Annotated in this window: 22 protein-coding genes and 1 other RNA gene; 12 read left to right on the top strand and 11 right to left on the bottom strand. The window is 61.0% G+C overall.

The annotated features are described in order from the left end of the window. Positions 1-6: 6 nt before the first annotated feature. The 3 genes from ACZ5WW_RS11390 to ACZ5WW_RS11380 are packed head-to-tail and all read left to right on the top strand — an operon-like array spanning position 7 to position 4,293. The gene (locus ACZ5WW_RS11390) at positions 7-672 is read left to right on the top strand and encodes an ABC transporter ATP-binding protein (RefSeq protein WP_377171131.1); all 666 of its coding nucleotides are present in this window, start codon (positions 7-9) and stop codon (positions 670-672) included. Further along, positions 669-3,209, top strand: coding sequence for an ABC transporter permease (locus ACZ5WW_RS11385; protein ID WP_377171133.1), 2,541 nt, complete (start codon positions 669-671; stop codon positions 3,207-3,209). Before ACZ5WW_RS11390 ends, ACZ5WW_RS11385 begins: the two co-directional genes overlap by 4 nt. 1 nt (position 3,210) lies before the next feature. Continuing rightward, positions 3,211-4,293, top strand: a complete 1,083-nt coding sequence (locus tag ACZ5WW_RS11380; protein ID WP_377171136.1) for a lipocalin-like domain-containing protein — start codon at positions 3,211-3,213, stop codon at positions 4,291-4,293. A 41-nt stretch (positions 4,294-4,334) separates the two neighbouring features. On the opposite strand, the gene ACZ5WW_RS11375 is transcribed toward ACZ5WW_RS11380, so the two are convergent. From ACZ5WW_RS11375 to ACZ5WW_RS11360, 4 genes are all read right to left on the bottom strand, one after another. After that, positions 4,335-4,652 (bottom strand): Dabb family protein, encoded by a 318-nt coding sequence (locus ACZ5WW_RS11375; protein WP_377171138.1) that lies wholly within the window; start codon positions 4,650-4,652, stop codon positions 4,335-4,337. Between the two features lie 30 nt (positions 4,653-4,682). Continuing rightward, entirely contained in the window at positions 4,683-5,063 is a 381-nt protein-coding gene (locus tag ACZ5WW_RS11370) for an NADH-quinone oxidoreductase subunit A (RefSeq protein WP_377171140.1), read from the bottom strand. Positions 5,064-5,174: 111 nt separating this feature from the next. Then, positions 5,175-5,528: a hypothetical protein gene (locus tag ACZ5WW_RS11365; protein WP_377171142.1), complete on the bottom strand. Its 354-nt coding sequence runs from the start codon at positions 5,526-5,528 to the stop codon at positions 5,175-5,177. A 184-nt stretch (positions 5,529-5,712) separates the two neighbouring features. Then, positions 5,713-7,026, bottom strand: a complete 1,314-nt coding sequence (locus tag ACZ5WW_RS11360; RefSeq protein ID WP_377171144.1) for an outer membrane protein assembly factor BamB family protein — start codon at positions 7,024-7,026, stop codon at positions 5,713-5,715. Positions 7,027-7,118: 92 nt separating this feature from the next. Here ACZ5WW_RS11360 and ACZ5WW_RS11355 point away from each other — a divergent pair, with 92 nt between their 5' ends. From ACZ5WW_RS11355 to ACZ5WW_RS11335, 5 genes are all read left to right on the top strand, one after another. Further along, the gene (locus tag ACZ5WW_RS11355; RefSeq protein ID WP_377171147.1) at positions 7,119-7,577 is read left to right on the top strand and encodes a hypothetical protein; all 459 of its coding nucleotides are present in this window, start codon (positions 7,119-7,121) and stop codon (positions 7,575-7,577) included. Positions 7,578-7,666: 89 nt separating this feature from the next. Beyond that, entirely contained in the window at positions 7,667-8,572 is a 906-nt protein-coding gene (locus ACZ5WW_RS11350) for a universal stress protein (RefSeq protein ID WP_377171149.1), read from the top strand. 10 nt (positions 8,573-8,582) lie between these two features. Then, entirely contained in the window at positions 8,583-9,650 is a 1,068-nt protein-coding gene (locus tag ACZ5WW_RS11345; protein ID WP_377171151.1) for a sensor histidine kinase, read from the top strand. Beyond that, positions 9,617-10,294 (top strand): response regulator, encoded by a 678-nt coding sequence (locus tag ACZ5WW_RS11340; protein ID WP_377171153.1) that lies wholly within the window; start codon positions 9,617-9,619, stop codon positions 10,292-10,294. The genes ACZ5WW_RS11345 and ACZ5WW_RS11340 overlap by 34 nt, the downstream gene beginning before the upstream one ends. 196 nt (positions 10,295-10,490) lie before the next feature. Beyond that, positions 10,491-10,856 carry an SWIB/MDM2 domain-containing protein gene (locus ACZ5WW_RS11335; protein WP_377171155.1) on the top strand — a complete coding sequence of 122 codons (366 nt, stop codon included), beginning with the start codon at positions 10,491-10,493 and terminating at the stop codon, positions 10,854-10,856. 98 nt (positions 10,857-10,954) lie between these two features. Here the strand turns inward: ACZ5WW_RS11335 and ACZ5WW_RS11330 are convergent, their stop codons facing one another. Further along, positions 10,955-11,251 carry a Dabb family protein gene (locus ACZ5WW_RS11330; protein ID WP_377171158.1) on the bottom strand — a complete coding sequence of 99 codons (297 nt, stop codon included), beginning with the start codon at positions 11,249-11,251 and terminating at the stop codon, positions 10,955-10,957. Positions 11,252-11,269: 18 nt separating this feature from the next. After that, a complete protein-coding gene (locus ACZ5WW_RS11325) occupies positions 11,270-13,195 on the bottom strand; it encodes a sulfatase (protein WP_377171161.1) in 1,926 nt (641 codons plus the stop codon). A gap of 111 nt (positions 13,196-13,306) precedes the next feature. Here ACZ5WW_RS11325 and ACZ5WW_RS11320 point away from each other — a divergent pair, with 111 nt between their 5' ends. Beyond that, positions 13,307-14,677, top strand: coding sequence for an NCS2 family permease (locus ACZ5WW_RS11320; RefSeq protein ID WP_377171163.1), 1,371 nt, complete (start codon positions 13,307-13,309; stop codon positions 14,675-14,677). A gap of 101 nt (positions 14,678-14,778) precedes the next feature. On the opposite strand, the gene ACZ5WW_RS11315 is transcribed toward ACZ5WW_RS11320, so the two are convergent. Then, positions 14,779-16,590 carry an ATP-binding cassette domain-containing protein gene (locus tag ACZ5WW_RS11315; protein ID WP_377171165.1) on the bottom strand — a complete coding sequence of 604 codons (1,812 nt, stop codon included), beginning with the start codon at positions 16,588-16,590 and terminating at the stop codon, positions 14,779-14,781. Positions 16,591-16,665: 75 nt separating this feature from the next. On the opposite strand from ACZ5WW_RS11315, the gene ACZ5WW_RS11310 reads away from it, so the two are divergent. Next, positions 16,666-18,198, top strand: coding sequence for a translocation/assembly module TamB domain-containing protein (locus tag ACZ5WW_RS11310; protein WP_377171167.1), 1,533 nt, complete (start codon positions 16,666-16,668; stop codon positions 18,196-18,198). A 44-nt stretch (positions 18,199-18,242) separates the two neighbouring features. Further along, positions 18,243-18,659, top strand: coding sequence for a phosphoribosyl-AMP cyclohydrolase (hisI, locus tag ACZ5WW_RS11305; RefSeq protein ID WP_377171170.1), 417 nt, complete (start codon positions 18,243-18,245; stop codon positions 18,657-18,659). 1,452 nt (positions 18,660-20,111) lie between these two features. Here hisI and ACZ5WW_RS11300 read toward each other — a convergent pair. Together ACZ5WW_RS11300 and ACZ5WW_RS11295 are read right to left on the bottom strand one after the other, a co-directional pair. Continuing rightward, positions 20,112-20,912, bottom strand: a complete 801-nt coding sequence (locus ACZ5WW_RS11300; RefSeq protein ID WP_377171172.1) for a hypothetical protein — start codon at positions 20,910-20,912, stop codon at positions 20,112-20,114. A gap of 48 nt (positions 20,913-20,960) precedes the next feature. Continuing rightward, positions 20,961-22,058 carry a hypothetical protein gene (locus ACZ5WW_RS11295; protein ID WP_377171174.1) on the bottom strand — a complete coding sequence of 366 codons (1,098 nt, stop codon included), beginning with the start codon at positions 22,056-22,058 and terminating at the stop codon, positions 20,961-20,963. 137 nt (positions 22,059-22,195) lie between these two features. Between ACZ5WW_RS11295 and ffs the strand changes: the two genes are divergently transcribed. After that, positions 22,196-22,290, top strand: an RNA gene (gene ffs / locus ACZ5WW_RS11290) — signal recognition particle sRNA small type. Positions 22,291-22,315: 25 nt separating this feature from the next. On the opposite strand, the gene ACZ5WW_RS11285 is transcribed toward ffs, so the two are convergent. After that, on the bottom strand, positions 22,316-23,605 hold the full coding sequence (locus tag ACZ5WW_RS11285; protein ID WP_377171176.1) for a hypothetical protein: 1,290 nt from the start codon (positions 23,603-23,605) through the stop codon (positions 22,316-22,318). Continuing rightward, positions 23,605-23,865 (bottom strand): acyl carrier protein, encoded by a 261-nt coding sequence (locus ACZ5WW_RS11280; protein ID WP_377171178.1) that lies wholly within the window; start codon positions 23,863-23,865, stop codon positions 23,605-23,607. Before ACZ5WW_RS11280 ends, ACZ5WW_RS11285 begins: the two co-directional genes overlap by 1 nt. Positions 23,866-23,919 lie beyond the last annotated feature (54 nt).

Raw genomic sequence — 23,919 nt, 5'->3', positions numbered from 1 at the left:
TCTCCGATGCCGGTCCTCGAAGTCCAATCTCTCACCAAAAGCTACGCCGAACGCCCCATCCTGCGTGGCGTGTCATTCAGCCTTAATCAGGGCGAGCGCGTCGCGCTGCTCGGCCCCTCGGGCAGTGGCAAAACCACCGTGCTGAACTGCGTCGGCGGCGTGGATCACCCAGACAGTGGCACCGTCACCATCGCCAGCCACGTTCTCGGCAGCTTGAGTGCGGATGATCTCGCCCACCTGCGCCGCCGTCACATCGGCACCGTCTTCCAGTTTTATCACCTTCTGCCCACACTCAGTGCAGCAGAAAACATCGAGCTCCCCTTGCAGCTTCTCCGCGTCCCCACCCACGAGCGCGAAACACGCGTGCGCCAGCTCCTGGAACGCGTGGGCATTGCTCACCGCGCTGTCGCGTTGCCAGGCCAGTTGTCCGGCGGCGAAATGCAGCGCGTCGCCATTGCCCGTGCCGTGGTTCATCGCCCATCCCTGATCTTGGCCGATGAACCCACCGGCAGCCTCGACACCGCCACCGGCGCGCAGGTTCTCGATCTTCTGGCGGAAATCGTGCAGGAAACCCTGGCCGCCCTCCTCCTTGTCACCCACAGTCCGGACGCCGTGAAACATTGCCAGCGCGTGCTGCGCATGCAGGACGGCCAGATCGTCGAAGGCGCATGAGCACGGTGCTTCTCATCCTGCGGCGCTGCGCCTTGCGCCACTGGCGGCTCGCTTTCAGGCAGCAGCTCGCCCTCACGCTCATTCTGGCGCTTGGCTCCAGCGTCTATCTTGCCGTACGCCTCGCCAGCAATGCTGCTCTCTCAGGCTTCGAAACCTTCACCGATGGCGTCACCCGTCAGCCTGACTGGACGGTGCAGGCGCTCACCGGCTCCCTCCATGAATCCGATCTGCGCAGCATGCGTGAGACGCTCGGCCCACGCCCCGTAAGCCTTCTCTCCGTGGTGGAGGAGACAGTCACCCCCGCATCGGACAAAGGTAACGGCGAAATCGGTTCGCGTGCCACCTGGCGTCTCCTCGGCGTGGATTTCATCGCCCTGCTCAATCTTCGTGGCCAAGCCCCCGCAGGACTCGGAGATTCAAACATGCAGTCGATCCATGCAGGAGTTTACGTCAGTCCAAAACTCGGCGCCAAAGCAGGCGAAGAACTGCGCCTCATCGTCGATGACCGCGTCATCACTCTGCAGGTCGCCGGCGTGGTTCCCGAAGTGCCAGGCGTCCCGAGTCTCCCGGCTCATCTCCTCCTGATGGACCTGCCCGAAGCACAGTCTGTCTTGCAGCGCGGAGATCGCTTAGATCGGGTCGAAGTTCTTTCACAAGACAGCACCCTGTTCCCCAATTTGCGCGAAGAAACCGGCGCTCTGCTCAAGGCTCACTGGCAGGTGCGTGGCGGTTCGGACCGTCGCCAGCTCGCAGGCACCATGACTCAGGCTTTCCGTCTAAATTTGACCATCCTCTCGCTGCTCGCTCTGCTGGTCGGCGGCTATCTCATCTTCCAGGCACTGGACGGCGTCGTGCTCAGACGTCGCAATGAGATCGGCATCTTGAAATCACTCGGCGTCACAGACCGCGCCATCCAGATCGCCTTTCTGCTCGAGGCGGCTTTGCTCGGCCTCTGCGGCGGCGCTCTGGGCGTGCTCCTCGGCTGGCTTGGCGCTCAGGCTGCCGTGGGCGGTGTCACCAAGACCATGAACGCGCTCTATGGCGCCACCAGCGAGCAGCAGGCCTCGCTGAGCGTGTCGGAGGCTTTGCTCGCCCTTTCCATCTCCATCCTCGCAAGTCTCATCGCCGCATGGTGGCCCGCCCGCATGGCCGCATGTACCCCTCCGGCACACATGCTTGGAAACCATGCCATGCCCTTCGAAGGCGGCAGCCTATGGCGCACCGAATGGATCGGCTGGGCCATGCTGCTGGCAGCACTTCTCCTCGCACAACTCCCCGTGCTCCGCTTTGAAAACGGCACGCGCCTCCCGCTTGCTGGCTACTCTGCCGCTTTGCTCTGGCTCGTAGGTGCCGGACTTGCGGCGAGCACCATCTTGCGCTTCGTCGCGCGCAGGAAAGCCCTGTCCGCCGTCTGGCGCATCGCTCTCTCCCATCTCCGCCGCCCCACCGTGCGCCATCGCTTCGCCGTCGCAGCACTCGCGAGCGCCGTGGCCATGACCACCGGCATGGCCGTCATGGTCGCGAGCTTCGATCACACCATGCGCGGCTGGATTGATCGCACGATGAAGGCCGATATCTACGTCAGCAGTGCAGGGGCCCAGAGCGCATCCTCCACCCACGCCATCACACAAAAAAAAGTCGCAGAGCTGGGTAAGGAACCCGGAGTCGCAGAGCTGGCCTTCGTACAGGCAAAGACACTGCTCTGGCAGGGCGGCGAAGTGCTTGTCCTCGGCACTAATCCCGTCTTTGCGCACAAGCATGATCTCTACGCCTGGGTGCAGGCCCCGCAGCACCAGGAGTGGTGGAAGACCGACGAGTCCATCACCCCCGCCATCATCAGCGAAAGCTGGAGCGAACGCTTCTCCACGCATGTCGGCGATGTCATCGACCTCGCAGGTCACCAAGTGCGCGTCGTGGCAATGAATGCGGAATACGGCAACGAGCGCGGCTCCCTCACCTTGCCCTCGGAAGTCTTCCGTTCCTGGTTTGAAACCGACGAAGCCTGGCGCGTGGCCCTCATGCTCAAATCTGGCGTGGATGCCGAAAGCGTGCGCAGCCGCATCGAAGCCAAGCAGCCCGGACTCAGCGTCTTCACCAATACCCACCTCCGTCGCGAAGCCCTGCGCATTTTCCGCCAGACCTTCTCCGTGACTCATGCCCTGGAGGTCATCGGTGTCATCGTTGCCGTGGTCGGTCTTGGCCTCGCGCTGACGAGCCTCCTGCTCGAACGCCGCGCCGTGCTGGCCACGCTGCATTCTCTCGGCATGTCGCGCCGGGAGATCGCCAGGTCAGCCGCACTCGAAGGCCTCGGCGTCGCATGCGCAGGTGCCTTCACCGGCATCGCCGCAGGCCTCTGGCTCGGCTGGCTCCTCGTCTATCGCATCAATAAGCAATGCTTCGGCTGGACCCTGCAGTTCCACGCCGTCTGGTGGCATCTCGCCGTGCTCGGCGCTGCGGTGGTTGTCACCGGCATGCTGGTGGCCGCCATGGTCGGACGCTGGGCCGCTCTCCTGCCTGCAGAACACACCGAGGAATGACATGAAGTACACCCTCCTTTTCTTCCTCCTGCTCACGTCATGGCTGCATGCGCAGACCACCGCAGACGGCTTCGTACTCCCCCAGCCAGGCAAAGTCTTCGCCTTCCCTCGCGATCACGGCAGCCATCCTGAATTTCGCACCGAGTGGTGGTACGTCACCGGCCATCTCGACTCCAAAGACGGCCATCGCTTCGGCTTTCAGGTCACCTTCTTTCGTCAGGCCCGGCGCACGGACGGCCAGACTCTTCACCTGCATCTCGCCCACACGGCGTTGCTGGATGCCCGCACAGGCCGCTTCCTGCATGAGGAACGTCTGAACCGCGCAGGCTGGGATGCCGCCTCCTCCGAGACGACCCTCGCCGTGCGCAATGGCAACTGGTCTCTCAGACTCGATGAAGCAACTCAGCACCTCCACATCGCCGCGACAGTGAATGGAGAGGCCCTGCTCCAGTTCGAACTCGAAGCCGTCAAACCCCTCGTCATCTTTGGTAAAGACGGCGTCTCCCGCAAAGGCGCTTCCGCAACAGCCGCCAGCCACTACCTCACATGGCCACGCCTGAAGACCACCGGCACCGTCAAGCTCGGCACCACAGAGCATGCCGTGACCGGCGAGGCATGGATGGACCACGAGTTCAGCAGCAGCCAGTTGGAGGCAGGGCAGGTGGGTTGGGATTGGGCCGCTCTTCAGCTCAAGGACGGCCGCGAGATCATGGTCTATCGCATGCGCCGGAAAGACGGTTCCTCAGATCCAGCTTCGACACTCGCCGTGATTGATCTCAATGGGAAGGTCCGCCACCTCGCACGCGACGCCTTTTCCTGGGAAGTCCTCGGTACATGGAAAAGCCCCCGCAATGGCGCTCAGTATCCCACTCAGATCCGCCTCCGCTTTGAAGGCGAATCATTCGAACTCAAGCCTCTGGCCCCAGATCAGGAGCAGGACGGCGGCATCACTCGGCTGCCCTACTGGGAAGGTGCCTGCGATGTCCTTGACCCACACGGCCAGACCACAGGCCGTGCTTTCCTGGAGCTGGCAGGCTATGCAGGTGACCTCACTGGTCATCTGGCACCGCAAGCAGGGAAGTGATGCAGGCACTCCTGCCTGCACATCGAACTTTCCATGACACCCTACGAATACTTCACATCCTTGCGCGGCTCCATCTCAAACGCCGTGCTCTCCTGCTCGGAGATGTTCGGCTTCAGCACTTCCTCACGGAATTTGAAGTAGTGTGGGTCATCCTGGCAGATCGCCAGTTTGTCCATCGTCTCAACCTCCAGATACACAAACCACGGGTAAGGGTCAGACGGATTCACGCGCTTGCCCGTTTTGACCGTCAGCACCTCCGGTATGCGCAGCAGTGTCACCCGCGTCTGGGACATCATCTGCTCCAGTTTTTCCTCCGTCACCTGAGGCTTGAGCTGAAACAGGCTGAGGTACGCGATCATGAAAGCAGAAGGGTCCTTGGGGCGGGCAGACTAGGACTTCCAGTCCAGCACGCCCTTCTTCCAGGCGTAACCAAACGCCACCAGCAGGATGGACGCGAAGCCGGCGGCGACAGCAAGGATCGATGCACCTCCGCCTACGGCAGCGAGGTAGTCCTTGTAAATGATGGCCCAGGGATACAGAAAGACGACTTCGATGTCGAACAGCACGAAGAGCATCGCCACGATGTAAAACTTCACGCTGAAACGCGGCTGGCTGTCTCCCACGGGAAGCATCCCGCACTCGTAGGCGGAGTCTTTGATCGCGTTTCGCTTGGCCGATTTGCCGAGGAGCGCTGAGGCGATCAGGGTCACCGCGGCAAAACCACCGGCGATGACAATCTGGAGCAGGACTGGGATGTAATTCTCAAACATGGGGGTGAATGATGCCGAATGGTTAGCGAGAGGCGGCGCAGCGTCAAACCCTGAAACAAAAAGGGCCGCTCTGCTTATCGCAGGGCGGCCCAGAAGGGGGAGGGGGGCGGATTAGCTCCGGGCAGCTGCGGCAGCCGTGGTGCGGGCCACGACGGCGGCGCTGCGGGCTGCGATCGCCGCATTGTGGGCGGCACGCAGGCCGTCAAGGCCACGGTAAGTCTTGCCCACCTTGGCGCAAAGGCCGCGGCTCACGAGGTTCTGCAGCTTCTCATACGAGCGCAGGCGCAGCATCTCTTCACCACCGCTCACTGCATTTTTCAGCTTGAGATTGTCGTACACCAGCCCAAACAGTGTGTTGAACTCATAAGTCTCCGGTTTGGAGAGGACATTGACTAGCTCGTCAGTGACATGATCAGGGACTCGGCGGGAGAAGCGTGTCTTACGTGTCGGTGTGGTGGTAGGCATATGGACCTCTACCCTAGCACATCTTTGGTCTCTTTGCGACGCTTTTGTGAACGCAGGAGGATTTTTCTCCTACGCTGCATGCGCAGTGAAAGAAGCGCTCCCTTGCATGCGTTTTAGAGTGCTCGCTGTTACCGCCTGTATTTACATCGCATGGTCAGCCGACCTCGCCTGACCGCTCATCTTCTCACTTGGTGGCGATCTTGTAGAGGGCTCCGCTGCTGCGGATAAACAAGGCACCATCCGCAACTGCCGGAGAAGCCGTGATCGCCTCGCCAAGCTGGTTCTGGCCGGTGATCTCAAACTTTTCCGGCGAGGCGCGCACCAGAAAGCACTCCCCCCGGTCATTGCAAAACAGCAGTTTGTCTCCCAGCACCAGCGGGGCAGGGACGTGCTTGCCCGCCAGCCGGTCATCCCAGAGGTCCTTGCCAGACTTCACCTCCACCGCACTCACGATGCCCCCACGCGTGGTCTGGTAAAGGATGCCATTCACCAGCACCGAGGCAGCCTCGCTGGCATTCCGCTTCTCCCGATCCCACAGCACGTGACTCTCGGTGATGTCCCCGCTCATTTTGTCATCAATGCGGACGCAGACGGTGTGGGCCCTTTCAGCGCCGGTGTTCAGGATCAGCATGTCCTCAAAACGCAGCGGTGGAATGGCCGCGTTGAATCCACCGTGGCGGATCGTCCAGAGTTCCTTGCCCGTGGAAACCTCATAGCCAAAGGCCGCGCGCGAGCCGATGGAAACAAGCACCTCCTTGCCCCCCATCTCAAACACCCCCGGCGTATGGAAGGCCTTGCGCATGTCGCCATCCCGGGTCGGCTTGCCTTCTTTGTCCAGGTCGCCGTAGTCTGTCGTACGGGCGGTTTTCCAGACGCTCTTGCCCGTCTTCTTGTCCAGCGCCGTGACAAACTGCTGGTCAATGCCGTCAAACGTCAGGATGATCAGATTTCCGTAAATGATTGGCGATGAGCCCGGCCCGCGAAAGTGGCGCACATTGATGTCGCGGCGCTCCCACACTTTCTTGCCCGTCGCAGGATCAAGGCGCGCCGTGCCGTACGTGCCAAAGTGCACATACAGCGCATCCTCCTCCAGCACCGGTGACGGCGCCGCGTAATTGTTGACGGGATTGCCAAGATCTTCCGGAGCCGCGTTTTCAAACACCACCTCATGATGCACGATCTTCCCGCTGTGACGGTCAATGCCATACACAAACTGCTTCTTGCCGTCCGCAGTGGCGGAGGTGAACCAGATCATGTCCCCCCCGATCACCGGAGAGGAGTGGCCCTGGCCTTCCAGCGGCGTGCGCCACACAATGTTTTTCCCGGAGGCGCTGTCCCACTCCAGGGGAATGCGCGCCACATCGGCCGCCGGCACGATGCTGTCTTGCGTCGGGCCTCCCTTCCCAGGCCAGAAGACGGGCTTCGTGGCTGGCTCGGCGCTCGAAAGAACAGTCAGCAGGGAAATGGACAGGGCGGTGAGGGCGGTCGTGCGGATCATGGGCCTGAAGTTGACGGAGCTGGTTGGAAATTCTTTCGCCAAGGAAAAGAGCATGCATGGTTGGCGGCATCCAGCCGTATCCCTCGACGATCATGAAAAATGCCATCCTCACCTGCCTCGCTCTCAGCCTTTGCTTTCACTCGCTCCATGCCGAGGACAGCCTCAACGACCAGCTTCGGCGCGCTGCTGAAAAACTGAAAAACGAATTCTCCAAAGTGAAGGAGCAGGGGGAGGTCAAAGGCCGCGAGTGGTTCAAAAAAGCCAAGGACCATCTCACCACCAGCCGCGAAGAATATCTCAGCCAGGCCGGCACCGCACTCACCCGTTGGAAGGCCGACATCGATGTCCTCAAGGACCAGGGCGGCCGCGACTACTTCAAGACACGCGTCTCCGCGCTCGAGCAGCATCATGCCTTTGCTGTCAATGAGTTGCAGACTCTCACGGCCATCACCGACGAGGCCCAGTTCCGCGCACGCCAGAAGAGCTTCGACAAAACTCTCTGGACGCTCGAGGCCGCCGTCGAGCAGGCTCAGGAGGAGGCAGGGCTCTGAGCGCAAGCTCCGCCCAGTACGCCGCAATCACGGCGCGGCATTGCATTTTCCAAGAGGCTATGGTGAAATAACCTCAAATCACTCACGCCATGAAAAAGCTTCACCACGTCATCGCCGCCATCGACTTCACCCCTTCCTGTCGTATCGCGCTCCGGGAGGCCGTGCATCGTGCATCTCTGGACGGTGCCGCTATCACCGTCGTGCATGTCATGGATGAATTCCTCGTCCATGAGCTTAAAAACGCCCTCTCCGCAGATCAGGCCACCGTTCGTGCCGAATGGGTGGAGCGGCTCAAAAAGTTTGTGGACGACGCCGAAGTCGGCGCCGCAGTGAACGCTGAGGTGCGCATCGGCAATCCCTTCACCGAACTCGTCGAAGCCTGCCGCGCCCACAGTGCCGACCTGCTCGTCATGGGCGCCAAAGGCTCGCGCAATGAGCCTCACCGCATCGGCGTCATCACCGCCAAGTGTGTCCGCAAGGCCCCCGTGGATGTGCTCGTCGTCCGCGAAGATGCCCAGGGGCCCTTCAAGCAGATCGTCGCCTGTGTCGACTTTTCCGAAAACTCCGCCAAGGCGGTTCAGTGCGCCCTCCACATCGCTCAGCAGGACGGCGGCGCTCTCGACTGCCTTCATGTCTTTCAAAGCGCCCTCGCCATGTCGCTCGACTACGGCGGCTTTGCACCCTCCCTGCCCGCCACCTATGATCCTGAAGCGGTCACAAACTGGCGTAAGGACCTGGCCGTCTTCCTCGAGCCTCTCACCCGTCAGGCGGGTGAGGTAAAGGTTGCCCAGCACGTCACGGAGCGCGTCAACATCCGCGAGGCCATTCTCGATCATGTCAACGAGACTCATGCCACCCTCGTCGTCCTCGGCACCAATGGCAAAACCGGCCTGCGCGAGATGCTCATCGGCACGACGGCTGAAAAAATCGTCCAGCATGCCCCATGCTCGATTCTCGCCGTCAAGCCTGACGGCTTCGTGATCGCCCCTGATTGAACCTATGACCATGAAGGGATCAGCGCCTGAGCAGCCCAGCATCGCCGAGTTGCAGGCCGCGCTTCAGGCCAGCGAGCAGATCTCCAGCGCCATCGTTGAGACTGCCGTCAACGCCATCATCACGATCGGCGCCACCTGCATCATCGAGACAGCCAACACCGCCACGGAGCGTCTCTTCGGCTACCAGCGCTCCGAGCTCATCGGCCAGAACATCAGCATCCTCATGCCCCAGCCCTATCGTGACCGGCACGACGGCTACGTGAGGAGCTATTTGCACACCGGAGTGAAGCGCATCATCGGCATCGGTCGTGAGGTCCTAGGCCAGCGCAAGGACGGCTCCGTCTTCCCCATCGACCTCTCCGTCGGCGAGGCCGTGCTGCCCAGCGGGCGCCGCATTTTTACTGGCATCATCCGCGACCTCACCGAACGCAAGGCGCTTGAGGACAAGATCCTCCACATCAGCGAGGAGGAGCAGGCGCGCATCGGCCAGGACATTCACGATGACCTCTGCCAGCAGCTCGCCGCCATCGGCTGCCTCGCCAAGGTGGCGCAGAAAAACCTCTCCAAGGCCGGCAGCGCCGAGGCCGACAGCCTGGCCGAAATTGTCCAGCTCGTCAGCAAGGCCAACACACGTGCGCGCGAGACATCCCGCGGACTCATGCCTGTGGTCATCGACTCCGGCGGTCTCATGGCCGCCCTGGAGGAGCTCGCCTCCGGCACCGCCAGGGCTTTTGAGGTGGCTTGTGATTTTCGTTACGACAATCCTGTGCAGGTGAATGACAACAAGATCTCCGTGCAGCTCTTCCGCATCGCCCAGGAGGCTGTTTCCAATGCCGTCAAGCACGGCCAGGCCCGCCGGCTGGACATCCATCTCGCACGCCAGAGCGGCAGCATCGTCCTCACCATCCGCGACAACGGCATCGGCATTCCCCAGTCACCCGCCAAAGGAACTGGCATGGGGCTCTTGACCATGAGCCATCGCGCTCAAATGATGGGGGGCACTCTCAAAATCGAGCCCCGTCATGGCGGCGGCACCCAGGTCACATGCAGCGTACCCGCACCAGCGAAAAATCTGTGAAGCGCATCGTCCTCATCGACGATCATCCCATCATGCGCCACGGCCTCGCGCAGTTGATTCGTGCGGAGGACGGGCTTGATGTCATCGGTGAGGCGGGCAGTGCCCGCGAAGGCCTCGATGTCGTCGCCAAGCTCAGGCCGGATCTCGCCGTCGTTGACCTGACCCTTCCGGACAAAAACGGCCTCGAGCTCGTCAAGGACATCCGTGCCCTCCATCCCTCCACTCAGTGCATCGTCCTCTCCATGCACGATGAGACGCTCTACGGCGAGCGCTCCCTTCGCGCCGGCGCCCGTGGTTACGTCATGAAGGAGGAGGCCGCAGACCACCTCGTCGCGGCCATTCACAAAATCATCAGCGGCGGCCTCTATGTCAGCGAAGCTTTGAACGCCCGCATGCTTGAGCAGGTCACCGGCGCCACACGCTCCAAGGCCACGGGCATGGACGCCCTCACGGATCGCGAACTCGAAATCCTCGCGCTCATTGGCAAAGGGGTCGCCACCAAGATCATCGCCTCCCAGCTCAGCATCAGCGCCAGAACCGTTGAGGCCCATCGCGCCCACATCAAGGAAAAGCTCGGCATGAGCGACGGCGCCGCTCTCGTCCGCTATGCGGTTCAGTGGGTGGAAAGTCGGGCAAAGGTCTAGCCGTTTTCGCAGCACTTGCGCCGCTCAAATCGGGCGGCATGAACGGGTTCTCACAGGCCTCCGAGGCACGGCATTTGCTTGCGCTTCTGAGTGCCTGTACGCAGGGAAACAACCTCAAATATTGATGAAATTTGCGTTGACGCTCCGCCGGGCGCTCTCATAACCTCCTCACACGGCAACCGCCGCCAACAACACTATGGCCAAGAAAGCAACCAACGCAAAACCAGCAGCCAAGAAGGCTGCCAAAGCACCAGCAGCAAAGAAGGCTGCCAAAGCACCGGCAGCCAAGAAAGCTGCCAAAGCAAAACGGAAACCCAATCCTGCCCTCATGAAGCCGGTGCAGCCAGACGCGATCCTCGGAGCCGTCGTCGGTACCAAGCCTGCTCCTCGTGGTCAGATCACCAAAAAGCTCTGGGACTACATCAAGAAGAACGGTCTCCAGGACGCGAAGAACAAGCGCAACATCAATGCCGACGAGACATTGAAGGCGGTGTTCGGCGGCAAGAAGACGGTGACGATGTTTGAGATGACCAAGCTGGTCTCCAAGCACATCAGCGCCTGATTCATTCCTGCATTCCTCACGCCGCGCCCGGTGCACGCCAGGCGCGGCGCTTTTTTTGTCTGGCGATCTTTCGCAGCATCATCCGCCTTGGCCCGGCCTCACGGCTTGTGTGCCGTGTAGTCCAGCTCCATGAAATCCTCGACTTCAGGAATCCATCTCTCCTTCACAAACGCCGTGTGCTCGGGGTGGTCGCTGTAAAACGCATAGGCCGCGGCATCCGCAAACTCCATCGAAAGACCAAAGGTGAAGCTGTTCTTCACACTGGTCTGCCGCAGACACTCAAACTTCTGCACCCCCTCGATCTTCGCCAGCTCGCAGGCGGCCGTTAAAAAATCCCGCTCCGCGTTTGAGCCAGGAGCATGCTTGAGACGAAAGGCGACGGTGTGACGGATCATGGTGAAGAAAGGGTGTGTTCAAAAATCCCAGCGCTGCCCCTTGCCTTCGGCTGGCACGACTTCGATCGAGTCAATCTCGGCATCGGGCAGGTAGATACGCAGCGTCCCCAGCGGTCCCTTCTGTTTGATTTCAATCTTCACATCCTGCCACTCCCCGGCTTTCACTTCCAGTGCGTAGGAATGAACCACCCCGGCATCAGCCGGCGCATGGGGCAGGGAGTCGATCTTCCCCGCTCCGCCCTTCTCGCTCCTCACGCGTATTTTCACCGTCGCTGGTCCGTTGAGCCTGGCCATCCCATGCCCCAGAAAGCCGGTGCCGGGTTTTCCGGTGCCCTTCATCGTCAGAATGCCCGCGCTCACCGTGGCCTTGCACTGGCGCTCTTTCCAGTTGTCGAGAGGGTCGGTCTTTGCCGCAGGCGCCTTGCCCGTCGCAGGCTTGTAGGCAGGGTTCGCTCGCGGGTAGCTCGCGCCGGTGTCATTCAAAAATCCGTCAATCAGCGCATCCAGCTCCTTCACCTTGTCAGGCATCTCCATCGCAAGGTCATGCTCTTCACCCAGGTCTTCTCGCAGGTTGTAAAGCTCGTGCGTGCAGGGATTCCCAAACCATCTTAGCAGCTTGAAATCTCCGCGGCGCACCCACACACCACCGGCACGGTTCGCTCCCCCGTGCGGATGGTAGTTGAAGTAGGCCTCGCGCTTCAGCTCGCCTTCACCTTTCAAGACCTTCGCATAACTCACGCCATCAAAAGTCTGTCGCTCCGGCTTCTCAATCCCGAGGAGGTCGATCACCGTCGGGTAAATGTCGATCGGCCCTACAATGGCCTCGCTCAGGCTCCCAGGCTTGATCTTGCCCGCCCAGGCCCACATCATCGGCACACGAGTGCCGCCTTCATACAGCGTGCCTTTCCCATCGCGCAGCGGTGTGTTCATCGTCGGCGGTTGGTTTCCCGCCCACTTGCGCCAGTCAGCCAGAAACGCGCCCTTGTTCTTCTCCGCCGCCTCTGTTTTCCCGGTGCCCGGCACATTGCTGTGCGCATTGCCACCGTTGTCGGAAGTGAAAATGATGATCGTGTTGTCCGCGACTCCCTGCTTCTCCAGTTCCGCCAGGATGCGCCCAAAGCACTCGTCCACGCTCTTCAGCATCGACGCCATGATCGGATTTCCCTGCCGCCCGCTCGGATCTTTTTTCGCTGCAAAGTACTTCGTATATTCCACCTTGTGGCCCCATGGCCCATGCACGCCATAGCACCACAGGTTGAGGAAAAACGGGCCGCCCTTGCTTCCCTCAATGAACTTCACCGCCTCCGCTGCCTGCCGGTCCACAATATACTCCCCCTGCGGCCCGTCCGTGATCGTTCCCACTTTCGTCTTGCCGCCGGGCTTGCCCTCAGGCAGCACCCCATACGGTGAAAAATATTCCCCAGGAGGCCCCGGGTCTGGGTGGCAGTGAAACGCCACATCAAAGCCCTGCTGCTCCGGCCAGTACGGCTGCGTCAGGCCCAGGTGCCATTTGCCGATATGCGCCGTGCGATAGCCCGCCCCCTTCAAAGTCTCCGCCAGCGTGATCTGTGCAGGCTCCAGGTAGTTCTTGCTCTCCGGCAGCAGCATCGGTGCTGTCGCAGGTGCAGTTTTGGGCAGAAACACATGCCCCGCCTCCTGCGGTGGCTGGTGCCCGCTCGCTGTTGTGATGCCATGCCTTGCCGTGTACTGCCCGCTCAGGATGCTCCCTCGCGTCGGCGAGCACAGCGGCTGCGCATACGCATTCGTAAACCGCATCGCCCGCGTCGCGAACGTGTCGATGTTGGGCGTCTCATAATATTTTGAGCCATACACCCCGCTGTCCATCCAGCCCATGTCATCCACCAGAAAGAGCACCACATTGGGTTTCCCCCACAGGGCTGAAGGCAGAATGACGCAGAGTGAAAAAAGCAGCAGGGACTTCATGGACCGCTTTCAACGTTGGTCCCCGGTGGCGAATTGCTCACAAATTCAGGCCCGGCCGCTCTGCCGAATCAAATTGCAGGCCCTTCCTTCCGCGCTCCTCTCCATTCCGGCATGAATGCTTTCTTCAAGCTGCATCAGCATGGCTCGTCCGTCCGCACCGAGGTCCTCGGCGGCGTGACCACTTTCACCACCATGGCCTACATCATGGTGGTCAATCCGGCCATCCTCTCCTTCGCCGGCATCCCTGCGGGCCCCGGCACCGTGGCCACCATTTTGACGGCGGCGGTGGGCTGTCTGCTCATGGCCCTGATCGCCAACCGCCCCATCGCAGTCGCACCCTACATGGGGGAAAATGCCTTTATCGCCTTTGGTCTCGCTTCATTGGGCATTGGCTGGGAGCAGCGCCTCGGCGCGGTGTTTGTCAGTGGCGCGCTGTTTCTCGTCATCACCCTCCTCGGCATACGTGGCTGGCTGGCGAATTCCATTCCAGCAGGCCTCAAGCACAGCTTTGCCGTCGGCATCGGTCTGTTCCTCGCCTTCATCGGCCTGTATGAAACCGGCGTCATCACCAGCTTTGTCACCGGCATGCCTCCCCAGGCTTTGCAGGCAGACGCCCACGGCCTGCTCCTCGCCCCCGCACTCCCGGTCAAAATCGGCAACCTCCGGGATCCCCAGGTCCTCCTCGCTCTCGGCGGCTTCCTGCTCATGACCATGCTCATGATTCGCAAAGTACGCGGCGCGCTCCTCATCGGCATCGTCATCACGGCGCTTGTCGGTGGTCTCCTTGGCTTCGGCCATGCGCCTACAGCCATCGCTGCGCTGCCCTTCACCGGTGAGTACGATCTCAGCCGCATCGCCTTCAAACTGGACATCGCCGGCGTTCTCCAGCTCAGTTTCCTCCCCGTGCTGCTCACCCTCTTCCTGATGAGTTTTCTCGACACCCTCGGCACACTCACCGGCCTCGGGGCCGCAGCGAATCTGCTGGATGAAAAAGGCAATTTCCCCCAGGTTGAGAAGCCCATGCTCGTCGATGCGCTCACCTGCATGTTCAGCGGGCTTGTCGGTACTTCCACCAGCGGTGCCTACATCGAGTCCGCCACCGGCATCAGCTCAGGCGCACGCACCGGCCTCGCCTCGCTCGTCACGGCAGCCCTGTTTGCCCTCTCATTGTTTTTCATCCCCCTGATCGAGCCCCTGCAGCAGCTCCGCTTCGCTTACGGCCCGGCCTTGATCGCCGTCGGCGTGTTGATGACCGGCTCCGTGCGCCGCATCGATTTCGAGGATCTCACCGAGTGGGTCCCCGCCTTCGTCACCATCGTGATGATGCTCTTCACCTGCAACATCGCCAACGGTCTCACCGCCGGCCTCGTCGTACATCCAGTCCTAAAGTTCGCCTCAGGCCGCGCACGCGAACTCAACACCTGCACCCTCGTGCTCGCCCTGCTTTGCGCCGCTTATTATCTCTTCGGCCTGCCTCATTAGCGCATTCAAAGCGGCGGGGTGAGGGGGACGACGGGCACATTTCGCCAGTTCAAAAACCACCGTCAACAATCGTCAACCACGGTCAACGACCGTAAACTCCCTCACGAGTCCCACTGGCTCCGTTGCACGCCGATGAAGCACATGCCCAGCCCGACCAGCACATGCACAAACAGCACAAATCCGGCGATGGCCGGGCTGATCAGGTCGGTTGAGGTGACCTGCTTCACCGCGTCATAAAAGGCCGTGCTGCGCATGCTGCTCAGGCTCCCGCTCCAGCTCCAGAACGCCACCACCAGCGGCTGCACCCAGTTCTCCAGCCAGTTAGGCAGGGTCAGCACGGCGCCAGACAGCGGAAGCTGAAAGCCCACCAGGTAGATGCACAGGATCGTCGCCTTTTCCGGCGTCTTGCTCATCGCGGAGATGCCCAGGCACACGCTGGTCATCGCCGCAGACGCCAGGACCAGCAGCACCAGCTTCGTTGCCAGGTCTCCTGGCAGCCCTCCGGTCACCATGTCCACGAAGAACCCCATCCATAAGCTCTGTGCCAGCACGAACATGCCCAGGAAGATCACCTTGCTCCCGATGTACGCAAACGGGTGCAGTCCCCCCAGCTTCTCTCGCTCCAGGATCAGCCGCTCAGAGGCAATCTCCCGCGCCGCGTTGTTGCTCGCCATCAGCGTCACCAGCACCACCTGCAGCATGATCAGCCCGGAGACCAGCCCCCCCGCTTTCAGCTGCTCCTCCTGGTGCTGTTTCATCTGCTGATACTCCTGCTGGATGTTGTCATCCTGGTGCGTCGAGAGCGCGCGCAGCGGCTTGATCCCGTCCAGCGCAAAAATGACCACCAGCAGCGGAAACCCCAGCAGCATCGCCAGGTGCAGCCACACCTGCGCCTTGTCCCTTCGGAAGATCGTCCAGCGCCGCCTCAGCAGTTCGAAAAGCTGCGTCATCATCGACGGCGTTTCCACCGGCGGCAGATCATGGTGCTCATGAGTCTCCACAGGCTCGGGCTTTGCCACCGTCCGTTCTTCACGCACATAGGTCTTCGACGGCCCGCTGCTCTTTGCCGCCTCCTTTTCTGGCAGCGCCCGCTTCCCGTCAAAGCCATGTCGCTCGTAATAGGTCTTCTGATGCTTCTCCCACGACTCATGCCAGTCGCCGGCCTTCCGCTCCGTCAGCTTCAGGTAGACCTCCTCCGGGTGCTCGGCGGCAAAGTAGTGCATCATCGCCTTCGGCGGTCCATGGTACGTCAGCACTCCCTGGTACATCACCATCACGCTGTCATACGCATCCAGGCTCGCCAGGCTGTGCGTCACATTGACCACCACACGCTTCGGGTGCCCGCGCGAAAGCTCGCGCAGCAGGTTGGTGATCTCGTTTTCAGACTTCGGGTCCAGTCCGCTCGTCACCTCGTCACACAGCAGCAGGCAGGGGTCGGTCACCAGCTCCAGCGCCAGCCCCAGGCGTCGTTTCTGCCCTCCGGACAGCACCTTCACCTGGCGGTCTGAGAGGTGGGTCAGCCCGGTCACCTCCAGGATGTGGTCCAGCGCCGGTATGAAATCTTCCGTCTGCGACAGCTGCGTGCGCAGCACCATCGCGCTCGCGATGCTTTCTTCTACCGTCAGAAGATCGTACGCCACGCTAAACTGGGGCACATATCCCAGGTCTCCAGGGTGCAGGTCCTCTTCATCGCTCAGGTTTCTTCCGTCCCACAGCAGCTCCCCGGAGCTCTGCTGCAGGATGCCCGTGATCACCTTCAGCAGCGTCGTCTTGCCACAGCCGGACGGGCCCACGATCGCCACCAGGTGCGCAGGCGGCACGTTGAAGCTTACTTCCCGGAGAAGATGCAGCGTGCCGCTCTCCGAGTCCTGCGGAGCTTCGACTTCAAGACAAACGTTGAGTGCTTTGAGCATACAGGTTAAATAAGTGCCCGACACTAGGCCGGGGACTCATGCCCTGGCGACGAAAAAATTCAAACCGCCACCAAAATGCAACGCCGTACCCGACCGGGCAAACGTCCCTATTCCTCCTCGTTCAGGTGGCTCTGGTGGCTGGCGGCATTGTTCCTCGTCAGCGCTGTCGTTCTGGTGCTGCTGGCGCCCTCGCTCGTCACCGGCTACATCCGCACCTACTTGCAGAAGGATGATTTTCGCCTCAAGGCTCAGGACATGCTCGCAGCTCGCATGGACGGCAGCGCCCGCATCGCACCGCTCGTCTGGAATGACGACACCGTCACCGTGGCCGATCTCTCTCTCACCAGTCCTGCGTGGAATCTGGATGCCGGAGGCTTGCACGCCTCCCTCGACTTCGGTGCCATTCGGCATGGAAAATGGAGCATCCAGAATTCAGGAGCCGACGACCTCTCACTGCGCCACACCACGGCTCCCACCGCCGGCGCTCCACCCGCGGCCACCACCGCCGCCTTTGATGACAGCGACGACGGCATCCCTTCTTTCCTCCGCCGTTACATCCCCAGCCAGACCCTCATCAGCGGCTTCGAGGTTCACCGCTTCACCTTTGAGCAGGAAGGCTGGCGGATAGCCGAAGCACAGCTCAGCCTCGGCGCCTGGCGCAGCGGAGAGGTTTCCGCGTCGGCCAGGCTCAGCGGCGGCAGATTGCAGACCCCCATTCAGGCTCCGCAGCAGAAAGAGCCGCTCCAGTTTGATCTCACCAAGGCCACCCTTCGCGCCGGCGAAAGCCAGTTTCAGGTCAGCGATGCCACCCTGCGTTGGAAGCAGGCTTCCCAGGCTACCCTGCGCGGCTCCCTGAAATACCAGACCGGCGCATGGCAGCTCTTCACACACGTCAAGGCACTGCCGCTCGACGAGTTTCTCGACGAATGGTGGAAGCAGCGCCTCTCCGGCAGAGTCGAGGGCGATCTTGAAATGTCGGGCTCGCGCACCTCCCCCCTCACATGGAAGGCCGATGTCGCGCTCAAAGACGCCGCCCTCACCGGCTTGCCCATTCTCGACAAGCTCGTCACCTACACCAATGCCCATCGGTTCAAACGCCTCGTGCTCGACATCTGCAGCGCCTCCATCCGGCCCAAAGGTGACTTCCTCCACATTGACCACATCATCGTTCAGTCCAATGGACTCCTTCGCATCGAAGGCTCCCTCACCATTCGTGGCCGTGCACTCGAGGGCGATTTTCTGCTCGGTGTCACCCCCGAGACCCTGAGCGGCATTCCCGGCGCAGGCAACCGCGTCTTTGTTGACGCCAATCCCGCCGGCCCTCCCGGTCTTCAATGGGCCCGCGTCCACGTCGTAGGCACCCTCGACGCCCCGCAGGAAGATCTCAGCAGCCGTCTCATCGGCGCGGCCGGCATGTCTCTGCTTCTCGACACTCCCGGCGCTGTCGTCGGCAAGGGCGCTGAAACCTTGCTCAAGCCCGTGCTCGGTGAAGACGCCGCCAAATTGCCAGGCAAAATCATCAACGGAGCCGGGGGCGTCATCGAAAACGGCGTCAATGCCGGCACGGGCCTCCTCAAGAGCGTGCTCCCCGTCTTTCCTGGAAAATGACGTGGTTGCACCGCGGGGATGTGCCGCTAGCATAGGGCCGTCCCATGTCCGCATCACCTCCCATTTCTTTTGCCGCCCGTGACTCGAAGCATGCCATTGAAGAAGGCATGCTCTTTGCGCCGAAATTTGATGAGCACGGTCTTATGCCAGCGATGGCGGTGGACGCAGACACCGGCGCCCCGCTCATGCTCGCCTACATGAACGAGCAGTCTCTCAAAATGACCCTGGAGCTCGGCCAGGCGGTTTACTGGAGCCGCAGCCGCAACCAGCTCTGGCACAAAGGCGCCACCAGCGGTGAATTTCAGGAAATCATCGACATCCGCACAGACTGTGACCAGGACGCCCTGGTCCTTCGCGTAAAGCAGCATGGCGGCGGCTGCTGCCACACCAAGCGTCCCACCTGCTTCTATCGCGTCGTCAAAGCAGCAGACGGGGAAGCCCTGCTCGAGCCTGCTTCATAAGACTCCGGCCTCCTCAGTCCGAGGCAGTCCGCAGCCCACGCACTCCGGCAAGCCTCACCGGCGCTTGTCATGCCACGGCCTGTTGAAAACGGGTCCGTTTCAATCGCTCGCTGCATCGGGCGCAAGGCCGTGGTGCTTGGAGCATTTTAAATTGATTCATGCTCGGGGTATCATTGGGCGGCAAAGCAAATCCCCTCTCCCCGCCGCTCATGCCATGGCTTCAGGGTTGCCTTCGGGGAGCCGTGGCGAAGCGAAGACAGACGAAGTCAAAGGCCGGGTGAGGAGACACTTCGAGGCGACGTGAGCTTTGACCCCATGATCTGTTGAAAACAGGTCTGTGTGCTGGGCGCAGCAGAGATGTTTTCTTCAAACAGAAGCGAGGCTGGCACTCAGGCCGTAGGTCGGCCGTGTTTGGCGTCGAGCGCGTTTTTCCAACACCCACCGCCTTCTCCGCCAAACCGCCCGACCACGAGGACTCTCCTATGCCAAGCTCTTTGCAGCACGCTCACAGCCGGCTTCATGCTTCGCACGGCGTGCTTCGAAGTATCGCCACGACCCTCCTACGCCGTCATGCAACACTCTTCTCGCCAAGGTTGGCTTTAGACCAGTTCTTGAAGATAACAGGCAAGCGACTAACGCAGCCAATGGGGCCGATCCGCCGCCCGGGCAATGTGACAAGATTTTCGAGAGCTGGTCCAGCCTCCGGTCTCATTCTCAACGGCGCGTGGTATCAGCAGCCCCTCAAACCGGCCTTTTGACTCGTGTTTCACTCGTCCTTCGGGCTGCCTTACAGCAGTCCATCTGCGCTGCGGTTCCCCAAAGATAAAAGCATTTGTTGAAGAATGCATGGCGTGGGGAGGGGAACTCACCACCATGAATCGGCCATGGGATCATTTAGAATGCTTTGATCGACATTCATAACAGACCGGTTGTTAGCCGTCAGGTATTGCTCCAACTCCAGTCCACCATGGACAGTTAAAAACCACGGCTGCCGAACCGCCGTCGTCATTACCCTCTGGCTTCGAGCGCTTCCAGCGCATCGCCGCAGGCGACACACTTTGTCGGACCGTCTCTTGAAAAGAATGGCCGTTTGCTCCGGCGGGTGCAGCGGCCCCTATGGCAGGCAAGCCGCGCCTTCTTCCATTTGAAAACAACAGGCAATAGCTGCCACAGACAAATCAGGCCACTCCGTTGCAGGGCAGTCGGACAGAATATTTGGGCCCCAGCCTAGCGGCTCCCCGGAACCATGCCGCCGTACTTGGCATTGCCTTCCCAGGACCGTGGTCGATTCCAGGGCAGACTGCTGTACTGGCTCCCATCAGGTCCCACCACTTTCTTGCGTTTCGGCTCATCCGAAGCGCAGGAAGAAAGGGTGCATGCAGAAATAACGGTCAAAAGCAGAAGGCTGAGCAATCGTGTCTTCATGAGGGCTCTACCTATGCGCGTGAACAATCAGTTTTGCACCAGGTTTTCGAGGATCACGCGATCTCCTGGCATGATTACCTGGCCGTTGACCACAGCGTTCGGCACGATGGAAGCCATCGAATTCTTGCCCTCAACGGACATGATGCTGATTTTGCCCACGGTCTGAGCACCACGGGTGACGATCAGCTTGGTCTGCTCGGTCAGGCCCGCGCTCTTGCCGGCATCGATGATCACAAAACCCCAGTCGTAGTTCACAGCCACCACGCGTGAGCTCAGGCTGTTACGCTCGAAGTTTTTGCGGCGGTCTTCGATCTTATGCATCACCTCGTCCACACGCTTCTGGATGCCTGCCACCTTGTCTTCTTCGGCGGCCACTTCCTTCTTCTTGATCTCGGCCTGAGCTTCAAATTCCAGCTTCTCTTTCTTCAGCTTTTGGATGTCCTCGGCCATCGTTTCCGGTTTCATGCCCTGGGGCAGTCCCTTGAGGAGCTCAGCCTGCTCCTGCTTCTTCTTCTCTTTGACGACAAGTTCTTCCTGGTTGCGTGTGATCTCTTCCTGTGTCTGCGCCAGTTTGTTTCTCTGGGCCTTCAGCTTCTCCGCCTCGACATCCAGATCTCCCTGCACACGGGCGATTTCAGCCGCCAGCTTCGGCAGCTCACCCGTGCCTGGACGCAGCAGCTTGTCCTGGTTTTTCTTTTCGCCGATGATCTCCGCATTGACGCCTGCGATTTTAGTCCGCACATCGGCAAACTCCCGCCCGTTTTGATAGGCAAAGAAGCTGGCTACGAGGATCACCACTGCGCTAAGGATGAAAAGAACTTTGGTCATGGGAAAGGGAGTCTGGGAAAAAATCAGGAGACGAACGTCTGGCGGTGCTTACTTGGCGGGAGGGGCGGTGCCAAAAGGATCGGCAGTGCTGGGAGGCGTCGCGCCACCGGCTGGAGGCGTTGCAGGTGGGGCGGTCCCGAAGGGATCACCACCCATGGCAGGCGCAGCTGCTGGCGCTGGAGCGGCTGCTGGTGCACCAAACGGATCGCCGCCCATGGCAGGGGCAGCAGGCGCTGGAGCCGCTGCTGGCGCACCAAACGGATCTCCACCCATCGCAGGTGCTGTCGGGGCTGCTCCTCCGGCAGGTGCAGCGGCCGCAGGTGTCGTTGTTCCTTCCGCAGGTTTGGCGGCAGCCGCTGCCTTCTTGGCGCTCTGCTCGGCGGCGGCGACCACCAGGTCTCCCGCACGGATGTGTTCGCCTTCGGCCAGGCTGCCCTTGACCAGGTCTGCCACAGAGGAGTTTTGCTCCACATCGCGCACCTTCAGCTTGGCCACCACGTCTTTGCCACGTTTCACTTCAAGGTCTGCGTTCGCAAAAACACCGCCACCGTTGCCCTTGTTCAGAACCACAAAGCCCCAGTCGGTGTAGGAGTAGGCGACTTTGGCCGTGAAGTCATCGTCCACGATGCCGCTGCGGCCACGTGCTTCACGCTCTTCGGCTTCCTTGGCCGCATTCGTCAGCTTCGTGATTCTTTCCTGTGCCGCCGCCAGATGCTGGATCTGGTTGGCCAGCGCCGCTTCGGCCTCGGAGCGCTCCTTCTTGATGACTTCGATCTGGGCCAGCAGTGCGGTAATGTCTCCGGCGGCGTCGATTTCCTTCTGGTTTTGAGTCACCACCTTGGTCGTCTGCTCCAGATTGGTCTTCACCGCAGCCAGTTCCACCTCGGCCTGCTGCACCTTGGCGGCAAAATCTGCGACGGAGGTTTTGGTGGTTTCGAGCTCCTTGTTCGCCATGTCGCGCTGCGCTTCACGGCCTTTTTTCGCCTCATCGGCTTTGGCGATGTGAGCCCTGATTTCGGCCAGGTTATCCTTCGCAAAACCTTCGCGTTTGCGCTCCTCCACCAGCAATTTCTGGTTGGTCCAGGCGAAATAGCATGCGGTGCCGAGGCAGACGGCGGAGAGGGCAGAGAGGATTTTCCAGACCATACAAAAAGCGTAATTTGAGAATTTAAAGACTAATTTTTACCGGAACCGCTGGGTTTCGACAACACCAATTTTCAGCCATTTTGCCTTTAGTCTGCAATCTTGCTTGTGTGCAGTGAGCCCTGCGGCTAGATCAGCCTTGTCAGGGGCCGCGGATGTTCAGCTTGCGAACCCCGCCAGGTCCTGACGGAAGCAACGGCAGCCTGCCTGTCCATGTCGCGGTTCCCTGGCACTTTTATCTCCTTCATTGCACACGTTTTTCACGCAATGCCGGTCAAATCCGACCGTATCCGCTCCTCCAGAGCTTCTGCCTCAGCTTGGTCTAGGCAATCTCCCCTCCAGGCCACTGTCACGGTGATCCTTCCGGCATAGTCCGAGGCAAAAATCCCCAGCCCTGGCGGCGTGCACACACTGGGTATCGTGAAGACATTCTCCACCTCCGCCCCGCCAAGCTCAGAGCAGCCTTTCAGGAAGGTGCCGGTGTGGGAATGGAAAAGGCTGCAGATCTGTCCCCGGTTGGTCAGGCGCACCGCGCCGATGAATGCTCCCAGCGGCAGGTAGCTGGCCAGCGTCATGAGAGCCTCCGAGGCCTGCGGGGTGCCCAGCTTCATCGCTTCACGGTATTTCACTAAAAGATGTGCGACCGCCTCATCCAGGCTCCCTAGAGCACTGGCCTCAAGAAACAGCGGCAGCGACCCCATGTGATTCCCAAAGATCAGCTCCCGGCTCCTGCCTCGCAGTTGCGTCGGCAGTTGCAGGTGGATCTCCGGGCTGCTCCATCCGCGCCGTTCATGCAGCAGCCTCAGCGCACGCGCGGCGACGGCCGCATAAAAAGGCATCTGCATGAAGTCACCGCACAGTTCCCGCAGTCGTGTCAGGGCTCTGCTGGATTCTTCAGCGCTCAGCTCGATCAGCCGGTACTCAGGTCTCCCTCTTTGCGGCATCCCCTTGATCCACGCCGAGAGGCAGCCTGCCGTGGTCATCGCCTGCAGCCTGTCCATCAGCGGTTTGGCTCGCCGGTACAGCCGGCCAGGGGGCTCGCTCTGTGTAGGGGGCGGCGGTGGCGGTCCATGCGCGCAGCCTCCTGCCGCCAGTTTTTCCAGCAGCAGATTGACCCCCGTCCCATCGAGCAGCGCATGCCGCCACGTCAGCATCAAGCTGTGGCAGCCCTCTTCACCCCAGGGAAAAACTTCCATCCACAGGGGCGTGCTCAGTTCACCCTCGCTGCTTTTTCCCTGCAGCCGCTCTTGGATGATTTCCACCCCCGGGGGCTGCTCCTGCGCAGCATGCCAGACAATCGGGGGCGGCGGGATCGGCCCGCTCGTTTCCCACCCCCATCGCCAGCCACGCCATTGACGTTTCAGCCGCGCCCCCAGCATCGGGTGCTGGGCATGCACCTCCTCCCAGGCCTGTCTCAGAGCCCGTTCGTCAGGCCTGCCCTTCAGCCTCACCAGGGTCACTCCCCAGTGAGTCCCTTGCCCGCTCTGGCGCATGAAAGACTCCAGTCCGGCGAGGAAAAAATCGACCGTGGTGGCGGGCAGGATCGACATCACGCGGCCAGGCGGCGTTTTTCACCCAAAAAGCCCGCCAGCGCGCTCGCTGTGGCAAAACGCTCCCGCGTCATCTCCGCTGGGTTCACCGTCAGTCCAAACCTCTCCTCAATCTGCAGCAGCAGCTGCATCATGGCCATGGAGTCCAGCCCCATGGAAAAGAGATCCGTGTCTGGGGCCAGGGGTTCCTGGGGTTCAAGGATGTGTTCTGTGGTCAGCAGTTCGATCACAGCAGCGGGACTGATGGGCGCTTCAGGCATTCCTTGTAGAAAGAGCCTGCATCCTATAGGACGTCAAGAATCCCCTGCATGCCT

Source organism: Prosthecobacter fluviatilis, assembly GCF_055388355.1.
The sequence above is the reverse complement of the archived record's forward strand: the minus strand, read 5'-3'. Positions and strand labels throughout refer to the sequence as shown.